The organism is Streptomyces sp. NPDC031554 (genome assembly GCF_055580685.1).
The window spans coordinates 26,128-46,970 of the sequence record NZ_JBVIKX010000011.1; the positions used below are offsets into that span (position 1 = coordinate 26,128).

General features: G+C 69.1%; 23 protein-coding genes. 16 read left to right on the top strand and 7 right to left on the bottom strand.

Features of this window, described 5'->3' with window-relative positions:
* Positions 1 to 86: 86 nt before the first annotated feature.
* Genes ACZ5FU_RS25830 through ACZ5FU_RS25840 form a run of 3 tightly spaced genes read left to right on the top strand, consistent with a single transcriptional unit; the run spans position 87 to position 2,060 of the window.
* Positions 87 to 782: a hypothetical protein gene (locus ACZ5FU_RS25830; RefSeq protein ID WP_469046779.1), complete on the top strand. Its 696-nt coding sequence runs from the start codon at positions 87 to 89 to the stop codon at positions 780 to 782.
* Positions 782 to 1,366 carry a hypothetical protein gene (locus ACZ5FU_RS25835; RefSeq protein WP_469046780.1) on the top strand — a complete coding sequence of 195 codons (585 nt, stop codon included), beginning with the start codon at positions 782 to 784 and terminating at the stop codon, positions 1,364 to 1,366. The genes ACZ5FU_RS25830 and ACZ5FU_RS25835 overlap by 1 nt, the downstream gene beginning before the upstream one ends.
* A complete protein-coding gene (locus ACZ5FU_RS25840) occupies positions 1,359 to 2,060 on the top strand; it encodes a DUF6919 domain-containing protein (protein WP_469046782.1) in 702 nt (233 codons plus the stop codon). Before ACZ5FU_RS25835 ends, ACZ5FU_RS25840 begins: the two co-directional genes overlap by 8 nt.
* 85 nt (positions 2,061 to 2,145) lie before the next feature.
* Here ACZ5FU_RS25840 and ACZ5FU_RS25845 read toward each other — a convergent pair whose 3' ends face one another.
* The 4 genes from ACZ5FU_RS25845 to ACZ5FU_RS25860 all read right to left on the bottom strand — a co-directional run bounded on the left by ACZ5FU_RS25845 (position 2,146) and on the right by ACZ5FU_RS25860 (position 4,958).
* A complete protein-coding gene (locus ACZ5FU_RS25845) occupies positions 2,146 to 2,745 on the bottom strand; it encodes a hypothetical protein (RefSeq protein WP_469046784.1) in 600 nt (199 codons plus the stop codon).
* A gap of 98 nt (positions 2,746 to 2,843) precedes the next feature.
* Positions 2,844 to 3,431, bottom strand: a complete 588-nt coding sequence (locus ACZ5FU_RS25850) for a hypothetical protein (RefSeq protein ID WP_469046785.1) — start codon at positions 3,429 to 3,431, stop codon at positions 2,844 to 2,846.
* A 51-nt stretch (positions 3,432 to 3,482) separates the two neighbouring features.
* Complete coding sequence (locus ACZ5FU_RS25855) at positions 3,483 to 4,019, bottom strand: hypothetical protein (protein ID WP_469046787.1); 537 nt, start codon at positions 4,017 to 4,019, stop codon at positions 3,483 to 3,485.
* 18 nt (positions 4,020 to 4,037) lie between these two features.
* Complete coding sequence (locus ACZ5FU_RS25860) at positions 4,038 to 4,958, bottom strand: hypothetical protein (RefSeq protein WP_469046789.1); 921 nt, start codon at positions 4,956 to 4,958, stop codon at positions 4,038 to 4,040.
* 190 nt (positions 4,959 to 5,148) lie between these two features.
* On the opposite strand from ACZ5FU_RS25860, the gene ACZ5FU_RS25865 reads away from it, so the two are divergent.
* The 6 genes from ACZ5FU_RS25865 (at position 5,149) to ACZ5FU_RS25890 (ending at position 11,625) form a co-directional block, all read left to right on the top strand.
* Entirely contained in the window at positions 5,149 to 5,760 is a 612-nt protein-coding gene (locus ACZ5FU_RS25865) for a hypothetical protein (protein ID WP_469046791.1), read from the top strand.
* The gene (locus ACZ5FU_RS25870) at positions 5,760 to 6,347 is read left to right on the top strand and encodes a hypothetical protein (protein WP_469046792.1); all 588 of its coding nucleotides are present in this window, start codon (positions 5,760 to 5,762) and stop codon (positions 6,345 to 6,347) included. Before ACZ5FU_RS25865 ends, ACZ5FU_RS25870 begins: the two co-directional genes overlap by 1 nt.
* A gap of 264 nt (positions 6,348 to 6,611) precedes the next feature.
* Positions 6,612 to 7,415 carry a hypothetical protein gene (locus tag ACZ5FU_RS25875; RefSeq protein WP_469046794.1) on the top strand — a complete coding sequence of 268 codons (804 nt, stop codon included), beginning with the start codon at positions 6,612 to 6,614 and terminating at the stop codon, positions 7,413 to 7,415.
* Between the two features lie 133 nt (positions 7,416 to 7,548).
* Entirely contained in the window at positions 7,549 to 10,332 is a 2,784-nt protein-coding gene (locus ACZ5FU_RS25880; RefSeq protein WP_469046796.1) for a serine/threonine-protein kinase, read from the top strand.
* A gap of 107 nt (positions 10,333 to 10,439) precedes the next feature.
* Positions 10,440 to 10,685 (top strand): hypothetical protein, encoded by a 246-nt coding sequence (locus tag ACZ5FU_RS25885; protein ID WP_469046797.1) that lies wholly within the window; start codon positions 10,440 to 10,442, stop codon positions 10,683 to 10,685.
* A 31-nt stretch (positions 10,686 to 10,716) separates the two neighbouring features.
* Entirely contained in the window at positions 10,717 to 11,625 is a 909-nt protein-coding gene (locus ACZ5FU_RS25890; protein WP_469046799.1) for a squalene/phytoene synthase family protein, read from the top strand.
* Between the two features lie 291 nt (positions 11,626 to 11,916).
* On the opposite strand, the gene ACZ5FU_RS25895 is transcribed toward ACZ5FU_RS25890, so the two are convergent.
* From ACZ5FU_RS25895 to ACZ5FU_RS25905, 3 genes are read right to left on the bottom strand one after another with little or no spacing between them, the layout of a single operon-like run.
* Positions 11,917 to 12,819 carry an FAD-dependent oxidoreductase gene (locus ACZ5FU_RS25895; protein WP_469046801.1) on the bottom strand — a complete coding sequence of 301 codons (903 nt, stop codon included), beginning with the start codon at positions 12,817 to 12,819 and terminating at the stop codon, positions 11,917 to 11,919.
* Positions 12,816 to 13,367: a cysteine hydrolase family protein gene (locus tag ACZ5FU_RS25900; protein ID WP_469046802.1), complete on the bottom strand. Its 552-nt coding sequence runs from the start codon at positions 13,365 to 13,367 to the stop codon at positions 12,816 to 12,818. Before ACZ5FU_RS25900 ends, ACZ5FU_RS25895 begins: the two co-directional genes overlap by 4 nt.
* Positions 13,368 to 13,418: 51 nt before the next feature.
* Complete coding sequence (locus ACZ5FU_RS25905) at positions 13,419 to 14,582, bottom strand: helix-turn-helix domain-containing protein (protein WP_469046803.1); 1,164 nt, start codon at positions 14,580 to 14,582, stop codon at positions 13,419 to 13,421.
* Positions 14,583 to 15,066: 484 nt separating this feature from the next.
* Here ACZ5FU_RS25905 and ACZ5FU_RS25910 point away from each other — a divergent pair, with 484 nt between their 5' ends.
* The 7 genes from ACZ5FU_RS25910 (at position 15,067) to ACZ5FU_RS25940 (ending at position 20,834) form a co-directional block, all read left to right on the top strand.
* Complete coding sequence (locus tag ACZ5FU_RS25910; RefSeq protein ID WP_469046804.1) at positions 15,067 to 15,318, top strand: hypothetical protein; 252 nt, start codon at positions 15,067 to 15,069, stop codon at positions 15,316 to 15,318.
* A 218-nt stretch (positions 15,319 to 15,536) separates the two neighbouring features.
* On the top strand, positions 15,537 to 16,313 hold the full coding sequence (locus ACZ5FU_RS25915; RefSeq protein WP_469046806.1) for a hypothetical protein: 777 nt from the start codon (positions 15,537 to 15,539) through the stop codon (positions 16,311 to 16,313).
* 2 nt (positions 16,314 to 16,315) lie between these two features.
* Entirely contained in the window at positions 16,316 to 16,741 is a 426-nt protein-coding gene (locus ACZ5FU_RS25920) for a hypothetical protein (RefSeq protein WP_469046808.1), read from the top strand.
* Between the two features lie 6 nt (positions 16,742 to 16,747).
* Complete coding sequence (locus ACZ5FU_RS25925) at positions 16,748 to 17,092, top strand: hypothetical protein (protein ID WP_469046809.1); 345 nt, start codon at positions 16,748 to 16,750, stop codon at positions 17,090 to 17,092.
* Positions 17,093 to 17,183: 91 nt separating this feature from the next.
* The gene (locus tag ACZ5FU_RS25930) at positions 17,184 to 17,786 is read left to right on the top strand and encodes a hypothetical protein (protein ID WP_469046810.1); all 603 of its coding nucleotides are present in this window, start codon (positions 17,184 to 17,186) and stop codon (positions 17,784 to 17,786) included.
* 70 nt (positions 17,787 to 17,856) lie between these two features.
* On the top strand, positions 17,857 to 18,486 hold the full coding sequence (locus ACZ5FU_RS25935) for a Pycsar system effector family protein (protein WP_469046812.1): 630 nt from the start codon (positions 17,857 to 17,859) through the stop codon (positions 18,484 to 18,486).
* A gap of 17 nt (positions 18,487 to 18,503) precedes the next feature.
* A complete protein-coding gene (locus tag ACZ5FU_RS25940; RefSeq protein ID WP_469046813.1) occupies positions 18,504 to 20,834 on the top strand; it encodes a DUF2637 domain-containing protein in 2,331 nt (776 codons plus the stop codon).
* Positions 20,835 to 20,843 lie beyond the last annotated feature (9 nt).

The following is a 20,843-nucleotide window of genomic DNA, read 5'->3' on the forward strand; positions in this document are numbered from 1 at the left end:
ACCATTGGGAAAGCTGACACAGCTGATCGGTGACAGCTCTCTTCGACACGATCAATTGCCGTCAGCCGATGTCCTTCGGAGGAACGATGACCTTCCGCGACCGTGCCATCCGTGACCTCGTAGAAGCCATGATCCCCCAGCACGACCCCACGCTCACCACCGCGAACCGGCTCCTCGAGTTCATGAGCACCAACCACCTCTTCAGCACCCTCGGCGTCTCGGACGTGTGGCTCAGCTCGGACGGCGACCACGGTTTCCGTCTGGAGATCAACATCCGAGGGTGGGGCATCTACCAGTCCGTACTGCTGCTCGCCGGATCCAGCGCCTTTCCGTGGTTGGGCCCCAGGCGAGACGGGGAAAAGGTCGATCTGCGTGCAGCGGCCGAGCACATCTGCAACATCGTCGCCCGGGTCGTCGAGGGCGTCGCCCGCGACGCCGAGCAGTACGTCCACGAGGCGATCGCCACCTACCGTGTCGTCGTCCAACGCCCCGGCAAGACAGAGACCCTGACCGCCGGGCCGGAGCCGCGGAAGGCACTCGTCACCGCGCTCGGCGCCCTGAGCCTGGCCGCCGCCGAACTGGACCTCCACGTCAGCCCCAGCGAGGCACGCGACCAGCTGAACACCCACGGCACATACGCCCTCGGCCCGCTCTCCGTCACCATCAGCCTCCGAGCCGACTGGGACCCCGCCCCGCGCCTGAAGTGGCGGCCCGTCGTCGCAGCCCCCGACCGGATCCTCGGCCGAGACCTGAAGGACAGCACCCGACAGGGGAGGACCTGATGCCCACCAAGCCCTCGATCCGCTGCGCCAAGTGCGGCTGCACCGACCTGGAAGCTCACCTCGTCCACGGCCCGGACGGCGGCAAGGACGTCGACGCCTTCAACTGCCGTGGATGCGGCTTCGGCTGGAAGGCCTGGGAGACCCCGCTGTTCAGCACGCCCAACTACGCGAGCGCGTACTCCGGCACCCCCGACCTGGTGGACGAGGAACTCGCCCTGCTGCTGCTCGCCCAGGACGTCAACGCGCGCTCCACGGCCGCCCTGACACACCAGGGGCCGGCGGTGGACAGCAGCAAGCACCGCGAGTTGCTTCTCCGCAGGGCCGCCTACCTGGACCGTGCGGCACGCGAGCTCGAACTGGACGTATACCGCACGCCGTATGCCGAAGCAGCCGTGTCCACGGCAAGCACGATGGCAGTCCACGCAGCGTTCGACTTCCTCAAGTTCGACCTCGACCACGCGAGCGTCCACGTCCTCGGCCCGATCGGGCCCGACTCCCCGGAGTTCGACCCCGCCGGCGGAACCCGGGCCTACGTCCGGCAGGAATTCCTGGCCTGGCACGAACGAGCCAGCCGGCATGAGTAAGCACCCCGGCGTCAGCTCCCGCCGCCCGCAGCGTCCGCTGGACCAACGAGACCGCGGAGGCCGTGATGCTCACCGCCCGGACAGGTCCGTTACCGGCACGCTGAAGCGATACAGGCGAGAAGCGGCACGCCAGCTGCGCGATGCCCGGACCTGGTACGCGGCACGCACCTTCGACGACCTGGCGGCGCTGACAGCCGACTGGATGAAGGGCGAGTTGGTGCGGCACCCCAACGGCCATCACACCGGGCCGGACCCCGAGACGCAGCCACTGCTCGGCGCCCTCGAGGCCGCCAACCGCGGCGGGTTCCTCACCGACGGCAGTCAGCCCGGAGAGATGGAGACCTTCCTCGGACGGCCCTGGCGCCAGCGGGCCTTCGTCAGCGGCTTCGTCGCCGACCCCCTGCGCGCCCGTGCCCTGGCGGCACAGGCGGCGGACGCCGGGCTGCTGGTGCGGGCCTACCCCCCGCGCATCCGCCACAAGGACGCTGAGCCGGGCCCGGTCGATGTGACGACCTGGGGCAACAGCGTCAACACCGACTGCGGCGGCCACCTTCCGCCTCGCGAGATCTGGCGCATCTTCCTGTACTGCCACCCTCACGCGGTCCGCACCGTGATCGACGCCTGGCAGATCACGCTCATCGACCCCCAGTGGGGCCGGAACACGCTGCTCTGGCCTCTCCTCAGCCAGATCTAGGAAGGCCGAACCCGCTCGCGCTCACGTGGCTGGCCGCCGTCGAGCGGACAATGGGGCGATCGCTGGCCAGAGTTGCCGCTCTCCTTCACTCGGCAATGCGGGCAGGCGGAGGATTGGGGATTCCTGCTGCCGACGCCGCCAAGTCGCCCGAAACCGTGTGGTACGAGGCGGTCATGATCGCGTCCGCCACAGCGGTGATGCGCTCCCATTCCTCCTCACACCGTCGTTCGGCGGCGCCCGTGACGGCCTCCCACGTCGTACCGGACGCAGGTACCGGCTCACCGATGCCCACGATCCGGTACCCGACGTCGGCGAGCAGTGCGGCCGCAGAGAGGCGATCGTGCCTCGCGTCCGGCGCCGACAGGGCCGTGAGCAAGTCGTGCTGCGACAGATACCGGGCCTCGGCCACCCTGCCCGCTTCGCCGTGCGCAACCGCGATGTCGAAGAAGCCGGCGTGGTACGGAGCCCAGTTCGTCAGCCCCGTCCACGCGGTCACCATGCCGTCGCGGGAAGGGCTAGGCGTGAGATACGACAGCAGGCCGGTGTGGTTGCAGCGCATGCCAGCCAGCATGCCGAGGACGGCGTGCCCGGCCTCGTGGAACGCCATGGCGCGGCGCTGGTGGTCGAGCTCAAGGTAGTTGAGGCGGGGTCTGCGGCCGGCGGCGAACCTGTCGGGCAGCGGCATGACGCGCCTTCCCTCGGAGACATCGGCTGACGGCGGGTGGGATCGGCCCGCCGCGGCGCGGGACTGTCTCGCGGGACCGCGCTGGGCGCCTGTGTAACTCACCCGCCGAGCATCCGCTGGAGCAGCGTGCGACGGCGCGGCGGCGGTACGCGTCGCACGTGAGGCCGGTCGTACACGGCGTACTCGGGATGGCAGTTGCGGGGTTGCAGCCCGGGCGGGATGCCGTCGTAGGGCATGTGCCAGCACTCGTTGACGTCGAGCGGGCCGTCGCGGTCCAGGTCGTCGAGGTCGTAGTGGACGACTGTGCGCAGCGGCCGGTCCCGGTCCGCAACCCGGTGTCGGCGTCGGCCCGGAGCAGGCCGCCGCCTCAGCTCGGTGTCGATCATCCCCAAGGCCTCGCTGAGGATCGCTTTGGCCTCGCCGACGGTGTTGGCCTGCAGCGTGGTGTACCGATCCGCAGCGACCCGAGCGCATACCGGGCCGGGCAGGTCGAGGTCGTCGAGGGCGAGATGGATCGTCATGCGTAGCGGTCGGCCCAGTGCGCGCGTTGACCACTGGGGCGCGAGTTCGTCGTGCCCCTCGTCGGGGTGCCGTTCGCGGAGCACGCGGTCGATCTCGTCGTTGACGATGAGTTCGAGGCGAATGCGCGCGCCGTCGACGGTGTCCGCGGACGTCTTCCAATACACGGCGAATGCTCTCCCTGTCGTTGGGGCGGCGGGCCAATGGGTGTCGGACCGTCAGGCGTAGAGGACGTCGTCGTCGCTGAACGGGTTGGTGAAGTCGTCGTCGGGGTGGGTGCCGACGTGCCCCTCGGGGCCGCCCCATTCGTTGCCGTTGTGGGTGCCGCGTTTGTTGAGGCGGCGTATGCAGGTGTAGCCGCCCTTGCTCATCAGCCCGCACTGGCCCTCGGGGGCGAGCGGGTTACGGAAGGGCCGCTTGGGGGCTTCGAAGGTGACCCCGGCATCCTGGAGGGCCTGCACATACGCGCTGACGAGGCCGCCGAACTGCTCGCTGGAGTGGTCCTGTTCGACCTGCGTGAGGACTGCCGTTCCGGGCCCGGAGCACGGCTCGCGGCGCGCGTCGCGGACCGTGGCGCAGGACGACCAGCCGGAGCCGATCTCCACGGTGGCGCCGCAGTCGGCGCAGGTCCCCTCGAACACCAGGGCGTGCCCGGCCTCACGCGGCAGCCGCTTCCAGGTGAGCGTGTGACCGAGTTCGCCGGTCTCGATGTCCATGCTGGCCTTCGCCGGGGTCCACCACTGCTGACGTGCCATGACGCTCTCCTTGGGCTTCTAGTCGTCGGCCAGTGGAATGCCGAGGTAGGACCGGCCTCCCGCGCCTGCCCGGGGAGTGGCCGTCTCGTCCCGCAGGACGTCCACGGCCCCGCCGGGCCACCAGGTGGCGATGTGCTCCAGGCCGTCCAGGACCGACGCCGGCACGGTGCTCTGCCCGTCGTTCTCGGAGGGCGCCCAGTCCCCGGCGTGCCAGGCGGCTGCGTCGTCGGCGAACTGCCGCTCGCCCGGGACGAGGACAAGCTGCCACACGGTGCTCTCGTTGCCGCGGCGCAGGTACATGCCGCCACCCTTGTCCTCGTACAACTCGACGCGCTGCGCCCGGCCCCTGTCAGCGATGGCCCTGACGGTTGGCTCCTTCAGCCTCGTCCGCCGGGCCAACGTGGCCTGGCCGCCCCGGCGGTGGCCGTCGATGGCGCGGGCGAACGCGCCCTGACGGCGCTGCGCCGCCCTCTGGTAGGCCTCCTCGGCCGGCGCGAAGTCCTCGTGCGCCCACTCGGCATCGATCATCAAGGCGCTGAGGTTGCCGGACCGGGCGTCACCCCGTTCCCTGGCAAAGATGCCGTCGACATCCGTGAAGTCCCACTGCGGCAGCGTGGCGGCGTCCTCTGCGCGGATGGCCGTGTCGCTGGCCTGACGTACGGTCCTCTCGTAGGCGGCGATCGCCTCGTCCAGGTCGCGGGTGTCCTGCCAGTCGGCGTCGGCGGGCCCGCTGTCGAGAACGGCCCAACGGCGCTCGCCGCTCGGGGTGGTGTAGGGCACCAAGGCGATCCACACGTCCCTCTTGCCGCGGTCGTCCACGTGATACGTCTCGCGGACCGCATGGCGGTTGTTCAGCGCCCGCTCTGCGGCGGCCGGGAGGACTTCCGCCTGGTCGTCGTCGATGTCGAGGCCGCGGACGGTGGAGTGGATGACGCGCACGAGGTACCTCCGAGGGCGGCAGGCGATGCTTCCACCATCAAACTTAGGACCCTACTAACATCAAAGCAAGGGGGGTACTAAGATTTTCAGGGAATCAGGGTTGACTGGGCAACTCTAATTCAAGTTCTATGGGGCTACCAACGCATCGCGATCCAGCCGGTGCGGACCGCCGAGCCGACCCGGAGGGGCCATGACCAACGGACAGACCTTCACCGCACACCTCCGCACCATCCTCGCCCTCACCCCCGGCACTCCTCGCTTCGACAACGGTCACGACCAGCACCGCCGTATCGACAGGGCCATCCGCTTCGCCCACGAGAACGTCTCGGCGGAGCACGCCGACGACCGCGACGAACGCACCGCGGCCGGCTACCAGGCCACCCTGGCCTGGACGATGTTCATCTACAACGAGAAGGCCCCGGACAGCGTCCTGGACCACGTCCAGAACCTCAGCCCGTGGGACTTCTGCGGCTTCCTCGGCGACTTCGTCGACGCCAACCCGCGCACCCTCAAGCGGCAGTCCGAGTACTTCGGCGAGATGGCCGACCGGCTGGAGGCCGCGGGCCCCACCGTCTGGATGATCGTCTCCGGCCAGGACTACTACCCGGAGGTAATCGAGCAGGTCTTCGTCGACAACGAGGCCTTGGCCCGCCGGGAGTTCGACAAGCGCACCCTGTCCTTCGCGGTCAAGAGCACCAAGCACGGCGACGACGGCAGCATCAAGCACTACAACGACTCCAGCGAGTACATCGGACTGACCTGCATGTCCGCCACAGTCCGCGCCACGGACGCGAGCGCGTGATGGCCGCCGACGAGGGGGTACGCCCCGCCCCAACTCCGGATCTGCCCCTGCGTGCGCAGATCTGCCACCTTCAGACGGAGCTGGCCGTCAAGTCCTGCCGGATCTCCGGATATGAGGCCCGCCTGTATGACCCCACGCTGAGCGACCTGGACCGCGTCGAGACGGAGGGCTGCATCACCCGTGCCCGCCTGGACCTCGACCGCATCGACCGGCAGCTTGCCCCGCTGCGTACCGCGAGTCTCGCCGCCGAGATCAGTTCCTACCCGGGCGCGCTTCCGCCCGGATCACTGCTGGTCGACTGCAGCTCCGGTCGCAAGGACCACAGGCGGTTCGAGGACACACCGATCGGCAGTGCGGTCGCCGCGGCCGGCACCGTCCGATTCGTTGACCCGCTGGCTGGCGGGTATGCCCGCGGTGTCCTCGTCGGTGAGGGCGGCTACATCGTCTTCTACGTCGACGCCAACGTCCTGCTTAGCCTGTTCGACGCCCTCCATGCCGGAGCCTGGGTGGAGATCCAGGGCACACATCAGCTGATCGGCATGTTCCCGGTGCTGGACGTGTCAGCCGCCCGGGCGGTGGAGGACTGACGGCCGCTGTGACCATGAGCCCGGTCCGTATCGCCCTGGAGCGCTTCCCTGCGAGCCACCCGCGCGGCGCCCGCCCCGCCGAGTAGTTCGCTGCGAACCGGTCTGCCGCCGGGAGCCCGCCGAGGGCGTCGTGGACCTCCCACCGACAGCCTCCTCGTGATCCTGCGGGGGTGCGCGATGGTCAAATGACGTCCCGCGTCCCCACCGCGCTCGTCGACCATCTCGCTCCCGGGTCGACCAGCCCACCTGCACGGGGAGCACCGCGTGGAGGGCGAGATCGCGGTCGCCTACCTGCGTCGCGCGGCCCGGCGGGTGGGTCGCTGGGACCACTATTGTGACCACGTGACCACCGTGCACGACGATGTCTCCCGGCTGCCCGCCGATCCCTCGCTGATCGGCCTCGCTTACCACCACGAACATCCCCTCCAGGCCTTCGAATTCGACGACACCCTGGAGATCTGGACGGTGACCGCGAGGATCGACGCGGATGCGGCGGCCGAAGAGATGCTCGCGCACAACGACGTCGACCAGAAGACGCTCGACGAGATCGAGGACGTCACCGTGGGCCGGATGTCCTTCGCACGGGTGAGGATGTACGGACCCGACGACCCCTTCGAGGCGATGGACTCCCACAGCCAGGACCTCTGCCGCATCGGCGAGACCGTCCTGGACGTCGCCACCGGCCAGTGGCATCCGGAGTGCGAGGACGCACTCGCCCATCCGGCCGGCGACCTGCTCGTGATGGACCGGGTCATCCTCGAGCCAGCCTGGCGCGGCCTGGGACTGGGGCCCGTCCTGGCCGGCGCCGCCATCCGCCGCCTGTCCTCCGGCTGCGCCGCGGTGGCCTGCGAACCCGGCTCCGCCGACGGCCGCGAGATGACCGAGGAACAGCACCGCCAAGCCGCCGCCAAACTGGCCCGTGTCTGGTCGACCATCGGCTTCGAGCCGTTCCGTGACGGGGTGTGCCTCTTGGACTGCCATCTGCAGCGCCCCCAAGACCTGCTGACGGAGCGGCAGAAGGAGTTCGCGGCCTTGTGCAGCGCCTGGCGCGACGCCCGCCGACCGTAGGACCAGGCGCGGACAACCGGCGAGCGCACGACGGCCGGAATCCGAGCGAGCCCCGATCGGGGCGATGATGACGCGAAGCAGACCAGCCGACGGGCACGTCCTGCTGCTGTCCGGCTGAGGGGGAGAGAACACCATGGACGAACTGGATGACGTGCGGGCTCTGCTGGTCGAGTACGGCCAGCGACACGAAGCGCAATTCTCTCCGTCGAACCGCGTGAAGCTCATCGAGACGCTGCTGCACCGCTCCATCCCACCTGCCGCCACGCAGGGAGTCATGGTCGACGGGGACGCGGAACTCATCTTCGAGCTGGAGGGGCGCGACTACCTCCTCACCTTTGTCCCCGCCAAGAGTTCCTGGCACGGCCACTGGGAGGAGTTCATCTCGCGCAGAAGCCCGTCAGCTCAGGAACCCGGGCTGCTGCGCGACCGGCGCTGGATCCTGCTGTACCTGCCCGAGCACGACCCTCAGACGGACAACCGCGCTGACGAGCAGCTGGTGAACGCGATCGGGACATCCGGCGTAGTCCTGGACGGGACACACCTGGAGGCCGCCCTGACGGGGCTGTACCCACTGGCCGAACTGATCCAGGCTGCCTTCCGCCAACACCGGACCTACACCCCGCTCGCCGACCTGCTGACCACCGACGGATCTGCTGCAGACGAACGGCACATGACACCAGCAGCACGACTGACGTCTCCAGTCCGCGTGGAGACGACCACCTGGGCAGGCGCAGCGGCCGACGTCCTGCTCATCGGACAGCCACAGAAGGACCGGCCGACGGGGCTGGCCCTCCAGTCCGACCGCACAGCACTGCTCACCTGTCCAGACGGCCTGCTGAACGTCGACCTCGCCCGCGGGCACGCCCGCTGGAACCTCCCGCTGCCCGGCTGCCACGGCGCACCGCTGGTACATAAGGACGGTGCAGTGTGGGTGATGTGCGGCTCCGCCCTCGTACGCTGGCACCACGGGCAGCTGGACGCCGTCGCGGGCGGCTTCGAAGACGGCGCAGTCCTACTGCCCGGCCCGGACGGGGAGCCGTGGGTGCTGTCCGGATCCGGCGTCACCTTCAGGACCGGCGACGGGACCCTCGCGCTGACCCGCGCCGGCGTCCGGGCCGGAGAGCAGCTGCGCTACCCGATCACCTTCAACGCCTCCGTCCGCTCGGCGCTCTGGCTGGACCGGCGTCGCTTCTTCCTCGCCGCCTCCGGACACAGCGCCGTCGTCGACCTCGCCCGCACCACGGACGCCGGGCAGCGCGACGACTGGATCCGCACCCCCGTCTCCTACCCAGGGCACGTCCTGCGCGCGGGCATCGACAGCGTGATCACCGCGTCGCCCGACGGCACCGGCATCGGCGTGGGCCTGCACCGCACCGACATCACCAGCCGCACCAGCGAGCCACTGCTGCACACCCAGCTCGGCGAGATCTTCGGCCTCGCCCAGGAACCCAGCGACGGGCCGGCCTACTTGCTCGCCTCACTGCCCGACAACGACCACACCCACGTCCGGCCGGTCCTGATGCGCCTCACCGGCCACTGCACCTCCGCACCCACGACGCCACGGGCCCCCGCCGCCCCCGCCGTCGCCTACGACGCGGTGAGCCAGTCGGCCCGGGGCGAGCGCCGGGACTACCGGCTCGACAAGTTTCCCCTGGCCCGTGAGGGCCAGGGGGAGGTCTTCCGCGCCGAACACAAGACGACAGGCACCATCGTGGCCCTCAAGAAGCGCACCGGCGGGGGCGCGAGGGACAGACGTCGCATGCACCGCGAAGTCGAGGCCGGCTTGCGATTCGGCGGAAACCCCCACGTCATGCCTGTCCTCGACTTCAGCCCCGCCCACGACTGGTTCGTCATGCCGCTCGCCCAGGCCACCGTCGAGGACAAGCGGACCGAACTACAGGACCCCACCCAGCTGCACACCCTCGTGAGCTCCGTGGCCGCCGGCCTGGCCGACGCCCACCGGGACGGCTGGATCCACCGGGACATCAAGCCGTCCAACGTCCTGCTCCTCGACGGCCGATGGACGGTCGCGGACTGGGGCATCGCACGCCGCCCCCGCGGCCAGACCAGCACCGCCGGACTCCTGACCCGCGCCGGAATCGGCACCCAGGGTTTTGCCGCACCCGAACTGGCTGTCGACGGCCACGACATCACCGCCGCCAGCGACATCTACAGCCTCGGACAACTCATCGGCTGGATCTTCACCGGTACCTGGCCCCAGGCGAACGTGCCCCTGATGCCGCCTCCCGGACCCTGGTACGGCGTCGTACGCCAAGCCACTCAGCTCGACCCGGCCCAACGCCCCCAGACCATCGACGACTTCCTCGCCGTCGTCGAACGCGAGACCGGCGTCCACGACGAGCTCCCCATCATCCGTGCCGCGCGCCTCCTCGAGGACGCCAACGAACGCGACGACACCGCCGCAGCCACCCAACTCCTCACCCTTGCAGCCGACCAGCCCGACTCCTATGAGCTCTACCTGGCCATCGTCACCAAACTCGATGTCCGCGCGGCAGAGACAGCACTGCTCGCCAATCCCCAACAGACGACCGCAGTGCTCAAGGCACTGACCGGACACGCCGTCGGCAACCGAGGCGACTGGGCCACCAACGAAGAGGCCACCCGAGCCATCTGGTGGCTTCTCAAGGTCGCCCGTCTCGCCGCGCAGGAAGAGCAATGGCCCATGCTCGACGCCGCGGTCCAAGGGATGGGCGACTGGGACGGCCGCTGGGACCGGTGGGACCCGCGCAACAGCATCCGGGACTGGCTGATCACCCTGAAGGGGCACGCCGCCGCCACCGTTGCCTCCGCGCTCCGCGCCCAGCCGCATGGCGCCCGCTTCTACTACGAAGTGGCAGACGACCACCACGCCGACCTTGCCATCCGCAGCGCCATCCACGCAGCTCAGAGCACCTGAACAGCAGGGGCGACTCCAGTCAGAATCCGAGTTATCCACAGGCTGGAACGCGGGCGGCAAGTCCCTCGTACGCTGCTGCCGGAGTCGATCACACGGGGGTGTGCGGGATGCAGTACGGCGTGGTGGTGGAAGAACTCGCGGTCGAGGTCATGGCGCAGCTGCCGGACGACCGAGCCCGGCAAGAGGTGATGGCGCTCGTGGAGGTCGCGCGCATGGAGCCGCGGGCCTGGCCCGACGTGCGGGACCCCGGCTCCGTCGAGGAAATCCGGGAGGCGTTCGGACGCCGCTGCTGGATCCACTACATGCCGCACGCCGGCGCGATCGAGGTCCGAGACATCGGCTGGGCCGGCTGACCGGCACGCCCGTCCTGCCTACGATCGACGCATGAGTGCGTGGAATCAGAGCTTGGACGCTGCGGGGATACGGGAGTCGGACCTTCGGCGGGACTACAGCGCCCAGCGCGAGTCAGTCGCGCGTTTCAGACGTGCCTCGTACCTCGCGGCCCGCCTGCTGTTGCCGAAGGCGGTGCTGCCCCACGTAGTGGCGGTGACGGCAGTGATGCACCACGGGGACAACCTGCTGGACACCGGCCCGAAGCCACAGCGAGTCGCGGCGTGGACCTCGTGGGAGCAGGAGGTGCGCAAGGCGCTGGACAGCGGGGTCAGCCACGATCCGCTGATCCGTACGCTGCTGCACACCTCAGCCGCGTACCCGCGGCTGAGGAGGGTGTTGGAGGAGTACCTGTCCACCGCAACCGCCGAGTTGGAGTTCGCCGGCTTCGCCACCGAGGCCGACTACCAGGCCTATCTGGACGCCTACTCGCTGCCCGCCTTCATGCTCGTCGCTTCCCTGCTGGGCCCCGAGGACGACGACGGGGACTTCCGGGCCGGGTGCCGGACGTTCATCGACGGCAGCCAGCGGCTGGACTTCGTCAACGACCTCGCCGAGGACCTGGCGGAAGGGCGGCTGGGCATCCCGACGGAGACGCTGGCCCGCTTCTCGGTGACGGAGAACGACCTCGCGGAGGGGCGCGAATCGCCGGGCGTACGGGAGCTGGTGGAGCGCGAGATCGAGGCGGCGCGATCCTCCCTGCTGGCGGCCAAGGCGCTGCCCGCCCTGACCGCGAATCCCAACGGGGTGTTGCTGGGGGCGGTCGTCGAGATCGAGCTGCTCACCGCGGAAGCGGCGCTCAAGCACGGCGCCCAGCTATTGCGCGAATCCGTATCACCGCCGGCGGTGGGCTCGCTGCGAGTGCTGCTGGGCGCTCGCCGAAGGGCTCGCAGACAGCGCTGAACCCGTCATCGCCAGTGATGCGAGTGCACTGGACCGACGCCGATGTAGGTTCTCGGGTTCGGCTTCATATGGCGGTGCTGTGACCTGCGCTGTTCTGGCTGTCTCACGGGGGATTCACCGGCCCGCTGTCTCAGCGTCGCTGCATTTCCTCGCCGGGTGGCCGAGCTGGAGCCGGATGGACAAGCCGCTGACCTGCGGTGTCTCACAGCCCGCTTCACAAGTGCAGCCGATATGAAGCGGGCCGTGAGATTGTGCAGTCGAATTTGAGATCCCACAGCCGAGTATTCGGTGTCAGCCGGGCACGGCCTGGGCCTGATAGTACGGGGCCAGAGCTGCCCGAGATCCGTCTCCCATTGCCACCGTAATGCGCTGCATTCTGGCACCCTTCAGGTCGCCAGCTACGAGGACCCTAGGGTGCTGCTCGTCCGGAGGGCAATATCCGTCCGCACCCACGACGAGCCCGGGAATGGCGGCCGGCTTGGAACCCATGTTGGTGAGCACCGTGTCGACAACGAAGGTATGTGCCCCGCCGACAGGGTGCCAGGCAGCGATGCGGAAGCCCTCCGGTACACGGGCGACGGTGACGCGATCGACGAGGTCGAGGCGCAGCCGCTGGTCGTCGGCCACCTCATCCGTTTTGTACTGGTCGGCCCGGGGGAACAGCACGTCGAAGTGCACGTCGGCCTGCGTGTGCGCGTTCAGCCAGGTGCCCAGCGGGCGGTCCGCGCCCAGTACCACAACCCGGCGACCAATGAGTTCATCGGCGGTTGCCCGCCACAGTGGCGGTAGCCACCTGACGTCAGGCGCATCGATCCACGGGACGTCCCCGGGCGCGAGCGTGGTCACCCCGGTGGCCACCACGACGGCCGACGCGGTCAGGATGCTGCCGTCCGCGAGGCTGACCACGGCACAGTCGTCGTGGCCGGCCACCCCTACGGCGCGGCCGGACAACACGTTGACGCGCCCCAGATCCTGGTGCCGGGTCAGGTCGGCCGCCAGTGCCTCGGCGAGCGCCGGGCCGGTCGACCAGCCGCCCGGCACGTTCTCCATCGCACCGATGGCCTGCAGCTTCGCCCCCACCTGTTCAGCCTCGACGACCACGGTCTTCATCCGCAGGCTGGACGCCATCACCGCGGCTGCGACCCCGGCCGGCCCGGCTCCGACGACGAGCAGATCTGCATCCCAGGACGTCACGTGGAAGCTCCCTCTCCCGCAGTGGGATGGCCGAGGAGCTGGTCCGCGACCTGGTCGACGGTGAGGAGTTGGCGAGCACCGATGTTACGGCGGGCCATCAGCAGCGCCGCGTCATGCATCTCAGTGCCGCCGGTGGAAGCGCACGCGTCCGTGACAATCCATGGCTTGAGGCCCATGTGGTACGCGGCTACAGCGGTGTCGTACACGCAGCTGTCAGTGTCGATGCCGCACAGCACCAGGTCCGACCAGCCGCGCTCCTCGACGGCACGCGCCAGATCTTCGGTCAACGCGCTTGAGACGGTCTTATCGACGAGTAGGGCTGCCGAGGCGACGTACGGCTCCAACTCTTCAACCAGTGCTTGCTCCTCAGCCGTGCGCAGTCGCGTCCAGTTCGAGATCCGCTCGTACGGCGACCCGGGCACGTTGTGAAACCGGGCGAAAACCACCGGCAACCCTGCGGCACCCCACATATCGACCAGCCGCACCACCTTTGGTACCGCGTGCTCACTGTGGTCGTTGACGAAGCCGCGTTGTACGTCGACAACCACGAGCGCTGCCGTACGAGGGATCACCAAGTCCTCCAGACGAAACGGGTTCGGTCACATACTCGACTCGCGTAGGGCTTCCTGCGCCGCACGCAGGCGGTCCGGCAACTGGCTTGTTGCGAGGACTGCTTCACGCATCAGTTGGTGCTGGGCCGTCTCTTGGGGCCGTGCCGCAGTTAACCGCGAGTAAGCGCCACGCAGCCACCGCCAGCCGTACGCCTCATCCGGCATCACCGGGTCACGGGCTGCCTCCACTTCGTCTAGGACGTACGTACTCAATGCCCACAGCGTTTGTACGTCCAGTTCGAGAGCAACGATCGCATCCATTGGCAGCGCCCGTTCTGGCGCCAATGGGTGATACGTAACTCCCGACCAACTGGCCAGCCCCATAGACACCGCCTGCATGCCGAAGTCCACGGTGTCCGGCTGGGTGTACCCGTCGACGAACAGCGCCCGCTCAACTTCGTCGCCCAAACGCCTAGCCCCGGTCTGGTGTTCCCGGTCCACCACCACCGAGGGAGTGGCCAGAACTTGCAGAGCTGTCTCCAGGTGTTGCCCCTCCCAGGGGGACTCTTCGAGCAGGTACGCCGACAGCACGTACGTTGCGACGGCCTCCGAAGTCGAGTTCTCCGTCGTCAGGAGACGCTGCAACTGGCAAGTCGCCCAGTCCAGATCCGTGACATACGACTGGTACCGCCATGCCGCGAGTTCTCCCAGACTCGACACCTTCAAGGGTTGAATCAGGTGGAAAATAGCCACACCGCACGCATACAGATACAGGCGCGACTCCGGGGCAGCATCTGGGTGTCCCGCCGGCACGGCACAATGCTCGAGGCCACCAGGCCCCATCGGGCAGCCCTCTGCAGTTTCGAGCAGCGGTTGAACAGCCTCGCCGATGTACACCGGCACGAACTTGTGACTGATCACCCGCAAGGGGCCAAGCGCGATCCCCAAACCCGCGTCATCGAGGCTGAGTTGCCCATCGCTGGCCAGTGCAGCCCGGAACGTGGCGAGCTCTTCGTCATCGCAACGGCGCAGCATCGCGTCGAGAATCTCCGCAGTCTCGCCGCGCAACTCAATGTCGCGTCCCCGCTTCCGCCACTTCTGGACGGTCGACTGGTTCACGCCCAATTGGCGTGCGTACTCACGGATTGACAGCCGAAGCGCTCTGCCCAACTGCGCGGCTTCCCAACCGGTCCACTGCACCACGACCGTCATTCGATCACCCCCTCAACGGCTGCGAACAGCAGATTACGGGCTCAGGCACACGCCAGGCACACGCCAGGCATACGCCAGGTCCTCTTGTCTGGCTCAGAAGAACCAGAAGCTGAATCAAGTACTCCGAAACCTGTCCGTGGCTGCTTGGGGAGCGTGAGATGCATCGACCGATGGAACACCGGGCCGGCGCCGTCGCGGACCTCGCGGCCGCACCTCCGGCAGGTGCTCCGTACGTGCGATTGGGGTCGGCTCCCTGGCAACCGGCTGCCTCAGGCCGCGCCGTGCCGAGGCGAGCGCTCTGAGCTCTGGCAGTCACCACATCACCTCGAAGGTCTGGACAGTCACATGAAGCGCCCTAATATTGTCCCCGTCAAGGGGACATTCAATGTCGTCAACGGGAGAGGAGGTGCAGGGGGTGGCAGTGACTGCTGCAACTCTCGAACCGGCGCGTTCGCTACCTTGGTACCCACCAAGGGAACAAGGAGTGAACGTGCCGGACGGGAATCCGTACCTCGACACCGCAGCGGTGGCCGCCAAGATTGGCGTGACGAGCGAGACGGTTCGGATCTACCTCAAGCGCACTCGCAAGCGGATCGCGGAGGATCTGGCCCTGCGACCGCAGGACTTCCCGCTGCCCGACGAGCAGTTCAGGCGTTCGCCTGCATGGCTCGAATCGACGATCGACGCCTGGATCGCCGCCAGGCCTGGGCGCGGTCGGCGCCCCTCCGCTTCGTAGCGAATTCTCGATGCGTGTTGACCCTGGTCACATCCAGGCGTAAGTTTGTACCCGTGACGGGTACTAAAAAGCTCGTCGCGTATTCGGGCGTCCTACGGCCCGACATGCAAAAACCCTGGCCGGGTGTCCTACGACCCGACCAGGGTCCGCCTCGGATGGTGTCCTACGACCAGCCGAGAAGGAACCGCCCACCTGCGCATTCAGGGAGGCCGATCCACTTGAAGGATCGCACAGGAACGTCGGGCAGCGCACTCGTCGAGCTGCCGACCACGGAACCGATTCCCGACCGAGCCTCAACTTCTACCCCTCTCCACGGGCGACTGCGCGTCGACTTCATCGACGCCTACGGCCCGAACCACAAGAGCCTGGACGTCGTCGCTGACGGCACCGTGGTGACCGCGACCGGCTCCGTGACGACTATCGCGGTGATGGGGGCGAAGGAGTCTCCTCGCGCGAGTGTCCTGCTCACTGGCATGAACGGCGAGTCGGCGTCGTGCCTGATCGGTGCTGAGCACTACGTCGCCGTCTCCGGCTTCCTCTTCGAGGGTCAGCTGGTGCGGCTGCGCGGGACGGTCCGGCGCCCGCTGAAGGACATGCCGGCGGTCATCGACGCGACCGAGATTCACGAGGTGCGGTCCGGCTCGCGCAGCGAGCACGAAGCCACGGCGGACAGCGCGCCGCACGCCCCGACCGTCAGCGGCACGGGCCGCCTGTCGCTCGTGGCCGATGCGGGTGCCCCGACGGTCGAGGTGGACGCGGACGCCGTGCGAGACGCCTTGGGCGACGCGCTGGCGAGTTGGTACGTGGCCGCGCTGCGGGCGGGTTCGAAGTCCCCGGCCGTCATGAAGATCACGCTGGAGCCGATCGGTGCTCCGCAGGCTCCGCAGAGGAGCTTCCAGGTCTCGGCGGAGCAGGTCGCGGACCTCACGAAGAAAGTGCAGGGCTCCGACGCGGAGTTGACCGCCGTGCTGCGCGCGGTCGAGGGGGAGCGGTGACCGTGAACACGACCACGAAGACGACGAGCCCGGTTGACGAGGCCGTGGCGGACGCGGTCGCCGCAGTCGCGCGGCTGCACAAGGCGCTCAAGGAGAACCCGGCGCAGACCGGCCTCGAACTGGCCGCGCACATCGCGGCGGTGGGCGGCACCGACTCCCACGACGCGGGCCTGCTTGGCGAGGTCATCTCCACCCTGGACCTCCTGCACACCAGCCCCGTGGTGCGACTCCGGGGCAACGACGCCCCGCTCAACACCGCGGGCCGCGACTTCGTTCAGGACGGCCTGCTGCACGTCACCGAGGAACTCGGTCCGCAGGTGCGGGAGGCGCTGTCCGCCACCGCGTACGCGGCGACCGGCCTGGTCCCGCAGACCGACTTCCGCACGACGTTCGGTCTCACGGACGACGCGTTCGACGGCGAGGGGTGAACGCTGATGCCGAGCGTTGCAGCCACGGCAGCGGCCCCGCCCGTCGCCCCCGCCGCCCCGGCGGCCCCGGTTCCGGCTCCCGCCAAGGGTGCCGGGAGCCCGGCGGCGACTCGCGAGGTGGAGCCGATCAGTGTCGGGGCGGTCATGTTCGTCCTGGTCACTTCTCTCCTCATCGCGATCGCCTCACTGATCGATGTGCTGATCAACGGCTGGTTGAGCGCCCTGGCGCATCTGGCCTGGTCGGCCGGCGTCTTCGCCGCGGTGGGCCTGCTCCTTGGCCTCGTGGTCTCGGTGGTCTCCCAACTCCGCCGCACTCACGCCGCCCTCACGCCCCCCACCGCCGTGCCCTGAGCCTCCGGCTCCCGAGGAACAGCGCCACCCACCGCGCACCGCACCGCCCGGAAGGCCCGGGCGGCACCTATCCCAGGAAGGAGGTCCGTACATGAGCCTCATCGACAAGCTGTGGGACCGTCACCTGGCCCGCCGCCGCTACTACAAGGAGCTCCGGGCCGTCGAGGCCTCGCTGCTCGCGCTGTCGGAGGAAGACGGCCTCGGCCGCGTGCAGTACCTGCAGGAACTCGCCAAGCACGAGCAGGTCATGTCGGGCCTGCACCCCCAGGGCTGGCCGCACAGGGCTGCCAACCGCGAGGACAAGGACGGGTACAAGCGCACCGGTGTCCACGCCATGCGGGCGCGCCTGTACCTCCTGCTCGCCTTCGCCGAGGCGGGCTCGTACAGCCCGGTGGTGGCCACCGGCGAGTACGAGTACGCGATCGAGCCGATCCTCACCAAGCTCACGAGCCTGAGCAGCGGCGCGGGCGCGGTCGGCGACGCCCGCAACCTCGTGCTGGCTCAGGCGGCCCTGCTGAACGAGCTGTGGATGGCCGCCCGGCCGTGGATCGGTGAAGCGGCCGCCGAGGCCGTCTTCGCCGTACACCGTGCCCTGCTTCTCTCCGTAGCCGAGCGACAGCGGCCGCCGCTGCCGACGACCCCTTCCACGGGCCCGGTCCTGCGCAAGACCCCGACCGGGCCCATCTCCACCTGATCCCCGGGCCGCCCGGCCCGCGCCGGGCGGCCCTGACAGCAGCCACCGCAGACGAAAGGACCAACGGACGGTGACCACTCACGTGGACCAGACGGCCGGCCGCCAGCAGGCGGTCGAAGCCCGCAGCACAGCGCTTGGCGCTCTGGGCGGCTGGACTCCCAAGGACAGCTCCGGTCCCAGGGTGGCCCTGCCCTTCGCGGTGCTCGCGGTCGCCGGTGAGATCGCCGCAACGCGTGAGGTCCTCGAGCGGTCCGGCGACGACCGGGTCGAGCAGGAACTGACCGTGGTGCGCGGCGAGATCGCCCGTACCGACACCAAGGCCTCGATCCTCCTCGCCAGTGTCGCGATCGTCGCCGGACCGCTCGCCGAGCAGGCCAGTACGGTCCTGCGCCAGCCCTGGCCCGTCGCCGCCCTGGCCGGCGCGGCCGCACTGCTCATCGGAATCGCCACCTGGCTCCTGCTCGACGTCGTCCTGCCCCGCCTCACCGGCAGCAGCAACGCGAACTTCCTGCACTACGCCCGCTGCAGCCGCGACGAACTGCGCCTCGCCCTCGGCCCGGACGCCGACCGACACGGCGAACTGATCGTCCTGTCCGGCATCACCGAAGCCAAGTTCCGCCGACTGGCCCTCGCCGGTCTCCTGCTCAAGGGCGCCGGGCTCCTGTTCGTCGTCACCGCCGCCCTCGCGCTCACCGTCTGAAGGGACCCCCACTCACCATGGCCGCACGCAACAGCCGTTCCAACACCCGCAGCCGGGGTGCTGCCGGGCAGAAGACGGCTGCCACGGCACCCGACGAGCTGGTCAAGGAGGCACAGCAGAACGCAAGTCGCATCATCGCCGACGCCGAAAAGCAGGCGAAGGCACACCTGACCCAGGCCGAGCAGGAGACCGAGAGGACCGTCCAGGAGCTGCTCGACGAGGCCCAGCAGAACGCCGACACCCTGCGCGCCGACGCGGAAGCCTCCGCTCAGGAGCTGCTAGCCGGCGCGCGTACCCAGGCGGACGAACTGTTGGACGAGGCCCGCGCGCAGGCGGATCTCCTGCGCGCCGAAGCGGCCGACGCCGCCGAGAGCGTCCAGAAGACGGCCCGCGAGACCGCTGAAGCCCATCTGACCGAGGCGCGGCGCGAGACGGACGAACTCCTTGCTGCCGCCCGGCGTGAGGCTGACAACATCCGGGACGCGGCCAGCCGGGAGGCCGAACGGCTGGTGGCGACCGCGCGTCGCCGTGCAGAGGAGTTCGGCGCCGAGGCCGAGCAGGTACTCGCCCGGGCCCGCAGCGACGCCGAGCAGATCCGCGCCGACGCTGCCGCTGACTCCGAGCGGGTGCGCACCGCGGCCGCCGGTGATGCCGAACGCGCCCACCAGGAGGTCGTACGAAGCCGCAGCGAGGCCGAGCGGATCCACTCCGAGGCCACCGAGCAGGCGGAGGCGATCCGCACCCGCGCCGAGAGCGCCGCCGAGGAGATCCGCAGCCGCGCACACCAGGAAGCGGAACGCGTGCGTCAGCTCGCTGCCACAGAAGCGGAATCCGAGCGTCGCGCCGGGGAGGAGGCCCGTGAACGGGCCACCGAGCTCGCCCAGGGGTACCTCGACCAGGCCGCGGCAACCTCCCGGGGACTCCAGGAACAGGCCCAGCAGGAGCTGGATGCGGCAACGAAGGTCCGTCTGGAAGCCGAGGACACCAGGGCGCGAGCCGAGACGCTCATGCGGCAGGCCGACCAGAAGATGGCCGACGCCCTCAGCCCCACCGTCCTCAAGCTGAAAGAGAAGCAGCTCAAGCGCGAGGACAAGGACGCGCGCCGCCGGGAGCGCATCGAGCGCCGTAAGGCCGGAGAGAACCAGGTCACCTGGGTCCACGCCGTGCTCATCGGCATCATCCTCCTCGGTGCGGCCGCCATCGGCGGGATCGGCTTCACCGGCTCCTACACCGCCGTACGTGAACTCGCCGAACAGAAGGGGTTCGGCGGATTCTCCAAGTGGCTGCCCATCGGCGTGGACGCCGGCATCGTCGTGCTGTTCGCCTTCGATTTGCTCCTCACCTGGCGGCGCATGCCGTTCCCGCTGCTGCGCCAGGCGGCCTGGGGCCTGACCGTCGCGACCGTGTGGTTCAACGCCAGCGCCTCCTGGGGTGACCCGGTGGCCGTCGGCATGCACACCGTCATGCCGATGCTCTTCGTGCTCGCCACCGAAGGCGGCCGGCACGCCGTGGCTCACATCGCCAAGATCAGCAGCGGGCAGCACATCGAGGCAGTCGGCATGGACCGTTGGCTGCTGGCCTTCCCCTCCACGGCCTTCCTCGTGCGGCGGATGCGGATCTGGCGGATCCGCAAGCTGGACGAGGCACTGAAGCAGGAGCAGGAGCGGCGGGTCTACATCCAGGAAATCAAGCAGCGCCACCCCGGCAAGTTCGGCAAGTGGCGGCGGGAGGCAACCGCAGAGGAACTGCGTCCACTGATCCTGGCCCGGTACGGCATCCCGGTCTCCGAGACCCTCGCCGAGCAGTCCAAGACCGACGCCACGCCTGGCGCCCCATCAAGGTCCAGCTCCGACGGCGAGACCCGGACCGGGTCCAAGCGGCGGGGATCCAGGCGGGCGCGCAGGTCCGGCGAGACCACAGGGACCGAGTCCGACGAGACCTCCGAGACCAGGTCCAACGAGACCGATCAGACCTCCGAGACCAAGTCCAGCGAGACCACCGAGACCTTCGAGACCAGGTCCGACGAGACCAACGGGACCAACGACAACCAGGCCAAGACCGGGTCTGGCGAGACCGGCGAGACCGAGACCTTCAAGGTCACGAACCTGCGGGATGCCCAGTCCGAGATCCAGGCACTGCTGGACCTCATGTGGTCTCGCGGCAGCGCTGACTCGGTGAAGCTCGGGTCCAAGAACACCCCGGGTGAGGCGGAGCAAGTCACAGGGCGCCCCCGCGCCACTGCCGCCACGCGCCTCAAGGCCGCTCGCGAGCACTACACCGCCGGCCACCGCCACGTGATCGAGACCTCCGACGAGGCCGAGACCGCTGCCACTGGCACTGGCAACTGACCGCCACCT

What these genes read in the sequence shown, in the direction of transcription:
- ACZ5FU_RS25830 (WP_469046779.1), top strand. Translation starts at nt 87, where the DNA reads ATGACCTTCCGCGACCGTGCCATCCGTGACCTCGTAGAAGCCATGATC.
- ACZ5FU_RS25835 (WP_469046780.1), top strand. Translation starts at nt 782, where the DNA reads ATGCCCACCAAGCCCTCGATCCGCTGCGCCAAGTGCGGCTGCACCGAC.
- ACZ5FU_RS25840 (WP_469046782.1), top strand. Translation starts at nt 1,359, where the DNA reads ATGAGTAAGCACCCCGGCGTCAGCTCCCGCCGCCCGCAGCGTCCGCTG.
- ACZ5FU_RS25845 (WP_469046784.1), bottom strand. Translation starts at nt 2,745, where the DNA reads ATGCCGCTGCCCGACAGGTTCGCCGCCGGCCGCAGACCCCGCCTCAAC.
- ACZ5FU_RS25855 (WP_469046787.1), bottom strand. Translation starts at nt 4,019, where the DNA reads ATGGCACGTCAGCAGTGGTGGACCCCGGCGAAGGCCAGCATGGACATC.
- ACZ5FU_RS25865 (WP_469046791.1), top strand. Translation starts at nt 5,149, where the DNA reads ATGACCAACGGACAGACCTTCACCGCACACCTCCGCACCATCCTCGCC.
- ACZ5FU_RS25870 (WP_469046792.1), top strand. Translation starts at nt 5,760, where the DNA reads ATGGCCGCCGACGAGGGGGTACGCCCCGCCCCAACTCCGGATCTGCCC.
- ACZ5FU_RS25880 (WP_469046796.1), top strand. Translation starts at nt 7,549, where the DNA reads ATGGACGAACTGGATGACGTGCGGGCTCTGCTGGTCGAGTACGGCCAG.
- ACZ5FU_RS25885 (WP_469046797.1), top strand. Translation starts at nt 10,440, where the DNA reads ATGCAGTACGGCGTGGTGGTGGAAGAACTCGCGGTCGAGGTCATGGCG.
- ACZ5FU_RS25890 (WP_469046799.1), top strand. Translation starts at nt 10,717, where the DNA reads ATGAGTGCGTGGAATCAGAGCTTGGACGCTGCGGGGATACGGGAGTCG.
- ACZ5FU_RS25905 (WP_469046803.1), bottom strand. Translation starts at nt 14,582, where the DNA reads ATGACGGTCGTGGTGCAGTGGACCGGTTGGGAAGCCGCGCAGTTGGGC.
- ACZ5FU_RS25925 (WP_469046809.1), top strand. Translation starts at nt 16,748, where the DNA reads ATGCCGAGCGTTGCAGCCACGGCAGCGGCCCCGCCCGTCGCCCCCGCC.
- ACZ5FU_RS25930 (WP_469046810.1), top strand. Translation starts at nt 17,184, where the DNA reads ATGAGCCTCATCGACAAGCTGTGGGACCGTCACCTGGCCCGCCGCCGC.
- ACZ5FU_RS25940 (WP_469046813.1), top strand. Translation starts at nt 18,504, where the DNA reads ATGGCCGCACGCAACAGCCGTTCCAACACCCGCAGCCGGGGTGCTGCC.